This window comes from Bradyrhizobium prioriisuperbiae (assembly GCF_032397745.1).
Classification (GTDB): Bacteria; Pseudomonadota; Alphaproteobacteria; order Rhizobiales; family Xanthobacteraceae; genus Bradyrhizobium_A; species Bradyrhizobium_A prioriisuperbiae.
Map to the genome: position 1 here is coordinate 486930 of NZ_CP135921.1, position 12723 is coordinate 499652.

11 protein-coding genes are annotated in these 12723 nt (G+C 63.2%); 3 read left to right on the top strand and 8 right to left on the bottom strand.

The genetic code is table 11. The features are described from left to right. Positions 1 to 16: 16 nt before the first annotated feature. From ilvD to copM, 7 genes are all read right to left on the bottom strand, one after another. Positions 17 to 1858, bottom strand: coding sequence for a dihydroxy-acid dehydratase (ilvD, locus tag RS897_RS02290; RefSeq protein ID WP_315834996.1), 1842 nt, complete (start codon positions 1856 to 1858; stop codon positions 17 to 19). A 159-nt stretch (positions 1859 to 2017) separates the two neighbouring features. Then, positions 2018 to 3403, bottom strand: coding sequence for a sensor histidine kinase (locus RS897_RS02295; protein WP_315834997.1), 1386 nt, complete (start codon positions 3401 to 3403; stop codon positions 2018 to 2020). Between the two features lie 6 nt (positions 3404 to 3409). Beyond that, on the bottom strand, positions 3410 to 4087 hold the full coding sequence (locus RS897_RS02300; protein ID WP_315838491.1) for a response regulator transcription factor: 678 nt from the start codon (positions 4085 to 4087) through the stop codon (positions 3410 to 3412). A gap of 427 nt (positions 4088 to 4514) precedes the next feature. Then, positions 4515 to 5402: a copper homeostasis membrane protein CopD gene (gene copD, locus RS897_RS02305; protein ID WP_315834998.1), complete on the bottom strand. Its 888-nt coding sequence runs from the start codon at positions 5400 to 5402 to the stop codon at positions 4515 to 4517. Further along, positions 5399 to 5761 (bottom strand): copper homeostasis periplasmic binding protein CopC, encoded by a 363-nt coding sequence (gene copC / locus RS897_RS02310; RefSeq protein WP_315834999.1) that lies wholly within the window; start codon positions 5759 to 5761, stop codon positions 5399 to 5401. The genes copD and copC overlap by 4 nt, the downstream gene beginning before the upstream one ends. Before the next feature lie 86 nt (positions 5762 to 5847). Continuing rightward, positions 5848 to 7320, bottom strand: a complete 1473-nt coding sequence (locus RS897_RS02315) for a YncE family protein (protein WP_315835000.1) — start codon at positions 7318 to 7320, stop codon at positions 5848 to 5850. 14 nt (positions 7321 to 7334) lie between these two features. Then, positions 7335 to 7895 (bottom strand): CopM family metallochaperone, encoded by a 561-nt coding sequence (gene copM, locus RS897_RS02320; RefSeq protein WP_315835001.1) that lies wholly within the window; start codon positions 7893 to 7895, stop codon positions 7335 to 7337. Between the two features lie 262 nt (positions 7896 to 8157). Here copM and RS897_RS02325 point away from each other — a divergent pair, with 262 nt between their 5' ends. Next, positions 8158 to 8670 carry a DUF2059 domain-containing protein gene (locus RS897_RS02325; RefSeq protein WP_315835002.1) on the top strand — a complete coding sequence of 171 codons (513 nt, stop codon included), beginning with the start codon at positions 8158 to 8160 and terminating at the stop codon, positions 8668 to 8670. Between the two features lie 147 nt (positions 8671 to 8817). Here the strand turns inward: RS897_RS02325 and RS897_RS02330 are convergent, their stop codons facing one another. Next, positions 8818 to 9012, bottom strand: a complete 195-nt coding sequence (locus tag RS897_RS02330; RefSeq protein WP_315835003.1) for a DUF1328 domain-containing protein — start codon at positions 9010 to 9012, stop codon at positions 8818 to 8820. A 296-nt stretch (positions 9013 to 9308) separates the two neighbouring features. On the opposite strand from RS897_RS02330, the gene RS897_RS02335 reads away from it, so the two are divergent. Both RS897_RS02335 and RS897_RS02340 read left to right on the top strand, forming a co-directional pair. Next, positions 9309 to 11870, top strand: coding sequence for an ATP-dependent helicase (locus tag RS897_RS02335; protein WP_315835004.1), 2562 nt, complete (start codon positions 9309 to 9311; stop codon positions 11868 to 11870). 205 nt (positions 11871 to 12075) lie between these two features. After that, on the top strand, positions 12076 to 12714 hold the full coding sequence (locus tag RS897_RS02340) for a chloramphenicol phosphotransferase CPT family protein (RefSeq protein ID WP_315835005.1): 639 nt from the start codon (positions 12076 to 12078) through the stop codon (positions 12712 to 12714). The last annotated feature ends 9 nt before the right edge of the window (positions 12715 to 12723 follow it).

Below are 12723 nucleotides of genomic sequence, written 5' to 3' on the forward strand. Positions count from 1 at the left end.
GCCGCCTGGCGGGTGCTCAGTCCTTGATGACGCGCACCGCGCCCTTTGCGGCGCTGGTGGCGAGCGCGGCGTAGGCCTTCAACGCAGTCGACACCTTGCGGCTGCGCTTGGCCGGCTTCCAGGCGTTCGCGCCTTTGGCCTCCATTGCCGCACGGCGGCGGGCCAGTTCGGCATCGTCGACCGCGAGACGGATCGAGCGCGCGGGAATATCGATCTCGATCAGATCGCCTTCCTGCACCAGGCCAATCAGACCGCCTTCGGCAGCTTCCGGCGACACGTGGCCGATCGACAGCCCCGACGACCCGCCGGAAAAGCGTCCATCGGTGACAAGGGCGCAGGCTTTGCCGAGCCCCTTGGATTTCAGATAGCTGGTCGGATACAGCATTTCCTGCATGCCGGGGCCACCGCGCGGGCCTTCATAGATGATCGTGACCACGTCGCCGGGATTGATCTTGTTGGTCAGGATGGCCTCGACCGCGGCGTCCTGGCTCTCGAACACCCGCGCCGGTCCCGAAAACTTCAGGATGCTGGCATCGACGCCCGCGGTCTTTACGATACAGCCATCGACGGCAATGTTGCCGGACAACACGGCGAGGCCGCCGTCCTTCGAGAAGGCATGTTCGAAGTTACGGATGCAGCCGGTGCTGCGATCGGTATCAACCTCTTCGAACCGGCGGTTCTGGCTGAACGCGGTTTGCGTCGGCACGCCGCCGGGAGCTGCCGAATAGAATGTGCGCACGCTTTCGCTCTGGGTGCGAACGATATCCCAGCGATCCAGCGCGGCCTGCACCGTGGTCGCATGCACGGTCGGCAGGTCGTGGTGAATGAGGCCGGCGCGATCGAGTTCGCCGAGGATCGCCATCACGCCACCGGCGCGATGCACGTCTTCCAGATGCACGTCCGGCACCGACGGCGCCACCTTGCACAGCACCGGCACCCGGCGTGACAGCCGGTCGATGTCCGCCATGGTGAAAGGAACCTCGCCCTCATGGGCGGCGGCCAGCAGATGCAGCACCGTGTTGGTCGAACCGCCCATGGCGATATCGAGCGTCATCGCGTTCTCGAACGCCTTGAAATTCGCGATATTGCGCGGCAGCGCTGTTGCGTCGTCCTGCTCATAATAACGGCGCGCCAGGTCGACGATCAGATGGCCGGCTTCGACGAACAGGCCCTTGCGGTCGGCGTGGGTGGCGAGCACCGAGCCGTTGCCCGGCAGCGCCAGACCCAGCGCCTCGGTGAGGCAGTTCATCGAATTGGCGGTGAACATGCCCGAGCAGGAGCCGCAGGTCGGACAGGCCGAGCGCTCCATGTCGTCGACCTCGGCGTCGCTGACCCGATCGTCGGCGGCGGCGACCATCGCATCGATCAAATCGACCGAGCGGATCTTGCCCTTGACGCTGACCTTGCCGGATTCCATCGGGCCGCCTGATACGAACACCACCGGGATGTTGATGCGCATCGCCGCCATCAGCATGCCGGGCGTGATCTTGTCGCAGTTGGAGATGCAGACCATGGCGTCGGCGCAGTGGGCGTTGACCATGTATTCGACGCTGTCGGCGATCAGCTCGCGCGACGGCAGGCTGTAGAGCATGCCGTCATGGCCCATGGCGATGCCGTCATCGACCGCGATGGTGTTGAACTCCTTGGCGACGCCGCCCGCCTTCTCGATCTCGCGCGCCACCAGTTGTCCGAGGTCCTTGAGATGGACGTGTCCCGGCACGAACTGCGTGAACGAATTCACCACCGCGATAATCGGCTTGCCGAAATCCTCATTGGTCATTCCGGTGGCGCGCCACAGGCTGCGGGCGCCCGCCATGTTACGGCCATGGGTGGTGGTTCGGGAGCGATAGGCTGGCATGAATGTCCTCGGATATCGCCCGGGTCCGAAGCCCGGGCCGCAAACTCACTGATATGACGAGGATTTACAGGGAAGTCGGCGCCGTGGCGACAGCCAATTTCGCTGTCCAGCGATGCCGCACCGCCGGAACCTCCCGCACTGCACAATCCGCCGGGGCCCTCAGGCGACCAGCCGCTGATGCGGACAGGCGATCTCCACCACGCAGCCCGGGCCGGGCACAATGGTGAGCTCGAAATCATGCAGTTTCACGATCGCGGCCACCAGATTGAGACCGAGCCCCACCCCCGGCGTGCTTCGGATCTTGTCCGAACGATAGAACCGCCGCAGCACCGCGTCGCATTCCTGCGCGTTGATGCCCGGACCGGAATCCTGGATACGGATGATGCTGCCGCGGTCGTCGCTGGTCAGCGCGATCTCCACCTGTCCGCCTTCCGGCGTGAACTTCACGGCGTTGTCGACCAGATTGGCGACGGCCTCGATCAACAGGTCACGATCACCATGAACCTCGAACGGAGCACCGCCCGTTGTCGCCGGCAGATCGGTCTTGAGCGCAATCCGCTTGTCGTCCGCGATCGGCTCATAGAGGTCGGCGACCTCGCGCGCCAGATCGGCCAGCGCCACGGTGCCGAAACCCGACGAGCGACGGTTGTTCTCGATCTCGGCGAGCCGCAGCAGCGCGGTGATGATGGTCAGCGATTGATCAATGCCGGCGATCGCCTTGTCGGCGCTGGTCTGCAGATCCTGCAGCGTGGTCGCATTGGCCCGACCGCGCTCCAGCGCCAGGCGCGCCCGCGTCAGCGGCGTGCGCAGATCATGGGCGATGTCGTTGCCGACGCCCGCCAACGCGCCGATGAGATTTTCCATCTCGTCAAGCATGCCGTTGACAATCACTGCCAGCCTGGAGAACTGATCGTCGTCCTTGGTTTGCGGCAGCCGCTCGCTCAGGTCGCCGGCAATGATGCGCTGGACCCGCGCATTGACGTCCTCGACCCGCCGCTGCGCCCGAACGCTGACCAGCGCACCGGCCACCAGGCAAAGACACAAAGCTGGCACCAAGCCGAGCGCCAGGGCCTGCCCGACCACGTGCGCGAGCTCCATGGCCTCGTCGATCTGCCTTCCGACCACCAGCACATCGCCATCGGCCAGTTGCCGCGCGACGGCGCGGATGGTCTGGTCCTTGCGGCCGGCGGAAGTGACCTTCATGACGCGGGCGCCCTGGACAATATCATCGACCGTGAGTCCCCGCGGCAGATGCTCCAGATTGCCGGTGATCTTGCGGCCGTCGGCGCCGAACAGTCCGGCGAATTGCACCCCACGGGAATCCTGCTTCAGATGATCGTCGATCGCCTCCAGACGCCGCGGCGCGGACAGCACCGAGATGGCATTGACCTGCACCGTGAGCATCCGGTCGGTTCGCATGGTCAGATAGTCGGAGGTCTGCCAGTAGATGAAGCCGAACAGCGCGACGACGATGGCGGCGAACGCGCCGGCCAGCATCAGCGCCCAGCGGAACGATGTCGAACTCAGGAACTGCGGTCGCTGCATCGGCGGTTAGGCCGGCTTGCGGAGAATGAATCCCGCGCCACGTACGTTCTGGATCATCGGGGTATCACCCGGTCCATCCACCTTATGGCGCAAGCGGCCCATGTGCACGTCGACGAGATTGGTGGCCAGAACGAACTTGTAATTCCAGACTTCCTCGAGCAGCATCGCGCGCGTCAGCAACTGATCGCAGCGCTGCATCATGTATTCCAGCAGGCGAAACTCGCGTGGCAACAGATCGATCTCCCGCTCGCCGCGTTTGGCGGTGCGCTCGATCAGATCGATCTCCAGCGACCCGACCCGCAGCATGGTTTCACGGGTCTCCGCCGGTCGCCGCAACAACGCCTCGACGCGGGCGATCAGCTCGGCCACCGCAAACGGCTTGGTCAGGTAGTCGTCGCCGCCCATGCGCAGGCCGCGCACACGGTCGTCGACCGCGCCAAGGGCGCTCAGCACCAGGACCGGCGTGCGCAGCTGCTCGTTGCGCAGGGTTTCGATCACATTGAGACCGTCCATGCCGGGCAGCATCCGGTCGACGATCATGGCGTCCGGCCGGGACGTCCGCGCCTTGGCAAGCCCATCGACGCCGTCGGCGGCCCACTCGACGGTAAAGCCGCGATCAGTGAGCTCCGCCTGGATTTCCTCCGCGGTCTCGCTGTCGTCCTCGATCAGCAGAACTTTCGCCATCGCTTGCGGTCCGGTTTCCATGAATAGGCTCATTCTATCACCTCCGGCCTCGCGATGGATATCCGCACGTGATGGCGCCCTCACCGCGACCTGACGATGAGCCGGACGACGCACGCAGGCCTTGCACTGGGGGGAAGGCAGGCCTTGCGCGCGCCGTCCGCTCTGCAGCCGGATATTTGCCGCCTTCGGGGGCGCGAGCGCGGCAGGGCTGCTCAACGACAACCTAGGACTGGAGGGTCGGCTTCACCATTAAATTGCCTGTTAAAATTGCATCCGTGGCCCCTGGACCGAGATCACGCGGGACGCGCTCACCCGGGGCCCAAGTAAAAGCCGATTTAGAAATTGCGACCAAACCCGATCGTGAAATTGATTACGGCCAGGCGCGCAGCGTTCAGAAGACCGGAGCGCTTCAGACACCGCAGGTAACTTATCCCGGATCGAGTTGCCCGAACAGCGCGACCAGCGCCAGCACGCCGAGGCCGAGCAACAGCTCGGCAACAGTACGATGGGTGATGGCGCGCGCGGCGACCGCCATGTCGCTCTTCATCCGCGGCACCCAGACATAACGATTGACCAGCGCAAGCCCGACCATGCAGGCCACCAGCGCGATCTTGGCCAACAACAAGATGTGATAAAGCGAGGGGGTGAGCCAGTTCATCGGCGGACCAATAATAAGCAGCGCATTCACCACACCGGTGACCAGCACCAGCGCCACGGCGCCGTGGCCGGCGAATGAAAAATTGCGAAGCGCGGCATAACTTTCGGCGCGCAGCTCGGGCCGCCGCAGAGCCGCGAGACAGGGCAACAGCGGCACCAACGACCCCAGCCAGGCCGCGGCCGCGATCAGGTGCACGATATCGTTACCGCGGTGAACGAGCCCGCGGGCGCCATCGTCTGCCACCGCGTGGCCGGAGAATGCAAAACTCACGAGCAGCAAGCCGGCCGCCGCGACAGTGCGAAGTCCCAGCCGCGGCGACATCAGGCAACTTCCCATCAGCAGGACGGCGAGGCTGAAGCGGATGATCAGCATTCGCCCCGAGATGGTCTCCCGCAGGATGGTGGTGGCGATGCCGGGCCGCATGGCTTGATGCCAGCTGCCGGCCATCCTGATGACGGCGATCGGCACCATGGCGACAACTGCCACCAGCGCCAGCGCTGCGGCGAGCAGAATCAAGCTGCGCAGCCGCTGGCCGATGAAGTCTCCGAGCGGACCGGCCGCGAGGAAGCGTGTGAAAAGGCTGGAGCCAAACAGGATCATGGCGGACGCGAAGGCCAGCAGCCTGCATAGAGCGATGCCAGCCTCGGGCGCGGTCAAGGGGTAACCGTGAAGCTGTATGAATTGTGCGAGATGTGACCGTCCTTCGACAGCGCATGCCAGCTCACGGTGTAGGCACCGGGCACGAGCGGCGCCGGCAGCGGCACGATCAGGACCTTGTCGTTGTCGTTCGCAAGCATCGCCGGGTTGGTCGGTGTCTCGGACTTCCCCGACGCGACGACGGTGGCGCCACTCAATCCCGCTTCGAGCCCCTCGGAGAACGTTAGTTTCAGTTGCGTTGGCCTGGCCTGCACCACCGCGCCATCGGCTGGATCAGCCGACACCAGGTGGGCGTGGGCCGATGCGGCGCCGGTGGCGGCAAGGCCTATCGCCGCGGCAAGCAGAAGACTTCTGATCATGGTCTTATCTCCTGTCGGGCGAGTTTGCCGCTAGCCTGACGCACCGGCTCCGCCGCGTTTGCCGCGGAGCCGGATCGCGCCATCTGTTACTCTTGCTGGACTTGCACCACGGGACCGGGCTTGGCCGCGTTGCCCTGCGCGATCACCAGATAGCGGCGCTGGATCTTGTCCTCGCCCTGCACCACCTGGCGGATCTGCCCCGTCGCATTGACGATGGCCGAGCCCGCGGGGTTGGTCATGAACACCGCCAGTGGCTCCAGTCCGCCCTCGCCGTTCGGCTGCCGCGCCAGCGCCAGCACGTACGGCTGTTTCGGCTCCAGCCCGGTCACAGACGCCTGCAGCACCTGGATCAGGCCCTGATCGAACAACGAGACGCTGGTCGGGCCCTCCTCCTTCGCGCCCTTGGCGCCGGCCGTCTTGCCTTGCACGGCGACCAGACCAAGATGGGTCGCCTGACCTGCAACGCCGAGCGCCTGCAGTCCTTGCTTGCCGTCGCCTTCGGGCACGGCGTTGGGAACATAAGCGATCGCCTGCGGTGCCTGACCGATCGCGCTGGTGGCGATCACCTTGTTGCTCATGGTGTCGATGGCGGTCACCGCGTCGGCATTCTCGAGCCCGACATAGACCCGGCTGCCGTCACCCGACGGCCAGAGGCCATGCGGCAGCTTGCCGACCGGAATGGTTGCCACCTGCGAAAAATCGTCGGTGCGGAACACCTTGACCACGTTCAGTCCGCCGATCGTGATATAGGCAAAAGTGCCGTTGGCGTTGTGAGCGAAATTGACGTGATTGCTGATCGGGCCGGTCTCGAAAGACTTCAGCATGTTGAACGGCGGCTGCGCATTGAACACCTGCGTGCGGCCGGTATCCTTCAGCGTGAACCAGACCTGCTTGCCATCCGGTGTCGCGGCGATGTTGGGACAGAACGGGCTGTCCTGCTTGACGTGCCCAACGATCTGATGGTCGGCGACGGTGATCACGACGGTCTCGGGATTGAACGACGAGCAGACATAGCCGTACTTGCCGTCCGGCGAGAAGATCTGCATGCCGGGGCCAGCGGGCACCTTGATCCGGGTCTTTTCCTCGAAGGTCTTGCCGTCGAGCACGGATACGTAATCTTCGCCGCGCACCGTCACCCACACCTCGTTGCCGTCAGGCGTGAAGAACACCTCGTGCGGCGAGCGGCCGACATAGGTGGTGTGCTTGACAGCGTTGGTGGCTGTATCGATGAAGGTGACTGAATTGCTGCCGATCGAGACCACCGCGATGGTCTTGTGATCGGACGAAAAGCCCATGCCGTGGACCAGCACCTGGCCCTTGTAGAGCGGGCTGAAATTGCCTGGCTGCGGGTCACCCAGGCGAATGACGCCAACCAGTTTGTTGTCGACGGGATCGGTGACCGAGACGGTGTTGGAGAATTGCTCGGCGGTGTAGACGCGATCGCGATGGCTGATCGGAATATCCGCATCGCTGGCGGCACCAGGCACCTGACCGGCGAATGCCGGGACCGAGAGCGCCGAACCGGCGAGCAACGCCAGCGCGAGAAAAGAACGCTTCATACAGAATCTCCCTTTTATTTCATGTTCATTGAATTATGGGACATCGAACCGTGTGACATCGCGCCATGCGCCATGCCCATGGTGTCGTGCGAGACCGGCTGCTGATCCGCTGCGGGTGTTCGTTCGGGTTGAGTCGGCGACGCCACCGAAGGCGGCAGCGGCTCGCCGAGCGCAAGCCGCATCGCGGCAATTTCCTGCTGCTGGGTGACAATGATTTCCTGGGCCAGCCGGCGCAACTGTTCGTTCTTGCCGTATTTGAGCAGGGCCTTCGCCATGTCGATTGCGCCCTGATGGTGGGGGATCATCATTTCAACGAAGTCGTGATCGACGTCTCCGGTCGGCTTGGCCGCCATGTCGGCCATCATTTTGGTCATGGCGGCGTCGTTTTCCGACAGGAACGGCGCTTCGGCCGACAGCGCCGACGGAGCGGCCACGTATTCCACGGGCACGGCGCTGCCGGCGTAGGACTTCGTCATGTGACCCGGCGCGAAGGCAGACGACACCACGCCAAGTGTCAGGGTGGTGGCGAGGGAGATGACGCGCTTGCGAATGAACGCGCGTGAGACCAGATTCATCTTGTGTCCCCTGAATTAAGATCGAACGTGAGCAAACGCACGTTGGAGACCAGGGACGCCGCGCTCAATTAAAAACCCGTTTAGGATTCTAAATTCAAATTTAGATTTCAGTCCGGGGGACGGCTGGATTTGCCGCACGGCACACAAAACTGTCACAGCCCAATAACGCAAATTGCTTTGTTCTGGCCGGACGGTTTCACTTTTTTGTTTGCTGCACGTGTTCTAAGGTGCGGCCAGGGAAGAAACGGAGCCAACAAATCAAATGAAAAAAACGCGGATTGCACTGATTGCCATGGTCGCTGTCGGGTTCGCCTGGGCATTCGCCGGACCAACGGCAACACCAGCCAAGGCCGACGACGCCTCGATGGCAGCGGCGCAGGAACTGGTCGATTTCACCCTCGGAAAGACCACCGACGACATGATCTCCAACATGGAGAGCGCGATCTGGTCTAACCTGGAGACCGCGTTCCCCCGCACCACCGACGCCGCCACCATCGCCGAGATGCGCAGCGAATTTGACAAGATCGTGCGCAAGTACGTCGCGCAAGCCATGAAGATCGCGCCGACCATTTACGCCAAACACTTTACCGTGGACGAATTGAAGGGGCTGCTCGCGTTGTACAAGACGCCGCTGGGCGACAAGATGCTCGCCGAGATGCCGAAGGTGATGGGTGATTTCACCACCACCGCCATGGTGCCGATGATGGCGCCGATGCAAAGCGAGATCAAAGCCAGCCTCGAAACCATCATGCGCAAACAGGGGACGGCGAAGTAGGCGCCGCCCCGGTCCGCCTCGCTAGAGCCTTTTCCGTTCCGATGGAATCGGAACGGGGCTCTAGCATTTTGTTTTGACGCATTTTCTCCGCGCAAACGCTTCGCGTTTGTCGCAGGAGAACCGGTGTCCACTTCGCTGGAAAACGCTCTAATTCACCGGATGCTTGCGCGGAAAGCTGGTGCGGCCGCGCACCAGCCCAACCACCGCGGAAATCAGAAAAAGCACGATGGCGACAAAGAAGATCAGTTTTGCCAGTTCGTTCGAAGCGCCAGCGATTCCGGTAAAGCCCAACACACCGCCGATCAGCGCGACGATGAGAAGGATAACAATCCAGCCCAACATGGTCGTATGCCTTTAGCTACATTCTGCGAGCGGTGAACCACCGTCGCCTTCACCGGGCCAATAGCGGGGGAACAGCAAGGTTCCGCCCAGCCTGCGCTTGAAAAGTGCGTGAGAACCGGAAAAATCCGGAACCAATCGCCCCCGTGGCCGCAGCCGAATTGTCCCGGGAAAACGACAGCAAAATCACGCAAAAGCTGTGCCAAACCCCGTATGATCCCTATATGAGGAATCCTCCTCATGGATGGCGCCTGTACCGCCGCGTTGCGGGGTGCCATCGTGGCCGCAAGACGATTCGCATGACTGATCCGATCAAACTGAGCCCTTTTGACGTGCCCGCGCACCAGCCCGCCGCTGGCGGCATTGCTGCGCGCGCCCGTGCGGCGGCGGGTCCTCAGTATCTCGCCGTGCTCAATCCGGAGCAGCGCGAGGCGGTCGAGACACTCGACGGTCCGGTGCTGGTGCTGGCCGGCGCAGGCACCGGCAAGACGCGTGTGCTGACCTCGCGCATCGCCTATATTCTGACCCTTGGTCGTGCCCGCCCCGCTGAAATCCTCTCCGTCACCTTCACCAACAAGGCGGCGCGGGAGATGAAGCACCGGCTCGGCCAGATGCTGGGCCAGGCGGTGGAGGGCATGCCATGGCTCGGCACCTTCCATTCCATCGGTGGCCGCATCCTGCGCTTTCATGCCGAGCTGGTCGGGCTGAAGTCGAATTTCACCGTCCTCGATGTCGACGACCAGGTGCGGCTGCTCAAGCAGTTGCTGCAGGCCGAGAACATTGACGAAAAACGCTGGCCGGCGCGGATGCTGGCCGGGCTGATCGACGGCTGGAAGAACCGTGGACTGACACCCTCCCAGGTACCGTCAGGCGAAGCCGCCGTGTTCGGCAACGGTCGCGGCGGCAAGCTTTATGCGACCTATCAGGAGCGGCTGAAGGTTCTCAACGCCGCCGATTTCGGTGACCTGCTGCTGGAGAACATCCGGTTGTTCCGCGAGCACCCCGACGTGCTGCGGCAATACCAGGGCCGCTTCAAGTTCATCCTGGTCGACGAATATCAGGACACCAACGTCGCGCAGTATCTCTGGCTGCGGCTGCTGTCGCAAAGCGGATCGTCGTCGGGGCCCATCCTTCGAGACGCACCGCGTCGCGGTGCTCCTCAGGATGAGGCGGAGAGTGAACAGCCGCTGCTCCCTGAGGAGCGCGGCAGCTCGCCGCGCGTCTCGAAGGGCGAGGCCGAAGCGCTTCAGCACCCCGCCCCGAAAAACATCTGCTGCGTCGGCGATGACGACCAGTCGATTTATGGCTGGCGCGGTGCCGAGGTCGACAACATCCTGCGCTTTGACCACGATTTTCCCGGCGCCAAGGTGATCCGGCTGGAGCGCAACTACCGCTCCACCGGCCACATCCTCGCCGCCGCCTCGCATCTGATCGCCCACAATGAAGGTCGGCTTGGCAAGACGCTCCGCACCGAGGACGAGGACGGCGAGAAGGTCACCGTCACCGGCGCCTGGGATTCCGAGGAAGAAGCCCGCGGCATCGGCGAGGAGATCGAGGAGCTGCAGCGCAAGCAGCACAAGCTCAACGAGATCGCCATCCTGGTGCGCGCCTCGTTCCAGATGCGCGAGTTCGAAGACCGTTTCGTCACCCTCGGCCTGCCCTATCGGGTGATCGGCGGGCCCCGGTTCTACGAGCGCGCGGAAATCCGCGACGCACTGGCTTATCTGCGTGTCATCAATTCGCCGGCCAACGACCTCGCCTTCGAGCGCATTATCAATGTGCCCAAACGCGGCCTCGGCGACGCCACCGTGCAGATGCTGCACGACCATGCCCGCAAACGCCGAATTCCGCTCACCGAAGCCGCCCGCGCCGTCATCGACACCGACGAACTAAAGCCGAAGGCGCGCGGCTCGCTGCGCGACGTGATCGCCAATTTCGACCGCTGGCGGGCCCAGAGCGAAGTCGTGCCGCACACCGAACTGGCCGAGATCGTGCTCGACGAAAGCGGCTACACCGAGATGTGGCAGAAGGACCGCTCGGCGGACGCTGCGGGCCGGCTGGAGAACCTGAAGGAACTGGTGCGCTCGATGGAAGAGTTCGAGAACCTGCAGGGGTTCCTCGAACACATCTCGCTGGTGATGGACCGCGAAGGCGGCCCCGATGAGGACGCGGTGTCGATCATGACGCTGCACTCTGCCAAGGGGCTGGAATTCGACACCGTGTTTCTGCCCGGCTGGGAAGAAGGCCTGTTTCCGCACCAGCGCGCGCTGGACGAACAGGGCCGCGCCGGGCTCGAGGAAGAGCGTCGGCTGGCGCATGTCGGCATCACCCGCGCCCGTCGCCGCGCCAAGCTCTACTTCGCCACCAACCGACGCATCCACGGCTCATGGACAACGACGATTCCATCCCGCTTTCTCGATGAACTGCCGGCGCACAATGTCGAGATCACCGAGAGCAAGGGTGGCGGCGGGTGGGGCGGCGCCGGTGGCTATGGCGCCTCGCGCTTTGACGACATGTCGGCCTTCGGCTCGACCTATTCGACGCCGGGCTGGCAGCGCGCACAGCAGCGCAAAGGCAGCGGCAGCAAAGGCGGCGGCGGCTTCAACGAAACCGGGGGCAGTTATAGTGCCGGCGGTGGCGACTTCGGATCCTGGCGCAACAAGCGCGGCGGGATGACCATCGAAGGCGAACTGATCGCCAAATCCACCGGCGCGCAGTCGGACTTCTCGGCCGGCGACCGGGTGTTCCACGAAAAGTTCGGCTATGGCGCGGTCACGCAGGTCGACGGCAACAAGCTAACGATTGCGTTCGACAAAGCCGGCGAGAAGCGCGTGGTGGACAGCTTCGTGCAGCGGGCGTGACGCGACGAGGGCCACGTCGCCGGCCCTAGAGCCTTTTCCGTTCTGGTTGAATCACAACAGAGGCTCTAGCTTTTTGTTTTGACGCGTTTTCTTCACGCGAACCGGTATCCACTCGAAAACGCTCTAGCGAGAAGAGCCAATCTCCAGAACTGTGCCGCGGCTTCGATCTCATGCTTCCGGCACTGGGAAAATCGTGGGAAGCGCGATGCCACAAGGCCAGATCGTTATTCTCAATGGCGCGCCGCGTTCGGGGAAATCCAGCATTGCCGCCGTTATTCAAGAGACGTTCGAAGGTCCGTGGATCAGCCTGGGCGTCGATGTTTATGCGAGCATGATCCCTGCCCGGTACCGACCCGGCATCGGCTTGCGGCCTGGCTGCGAACGGCCGGATCTCGAAGCGTTCGTCCCCACTTTTTATGCGGCCTTGTACGACTCAATTGCAGCTCACAGCCGATTGGGGCTGAACGTCGTCGTCGATGTCGGACATCATGATGACTATACGCGGCCGCTGAATGTCCTGCAGGACTGCGCACGACGTCTACTTGATTTGCCCGTCTTGTTCGTCGGAGTCCATTGCCCCCTTGACGTCATCATGAAACGTCGCAGTGTGCCGCAGTCCGGGCGAGAAGGACAATATGTGACGGGGTCGGTTGATCAACCCGCCCCGCATCCTGTTGTTCAATGGCAGCGAGCCGTTCATAGTCCCGGCCTATACGATCTGAACATCGACACATCGTTGCAGAGCCCAGAGGCATGCGCAGATGCAATCCGCAGGCAGCTTGAACGAGGCATGACCTATCCCACGGCGTTTCAAAAACTTGCGGCAGAGCGGTACGAACCGTGACGCTTCCGC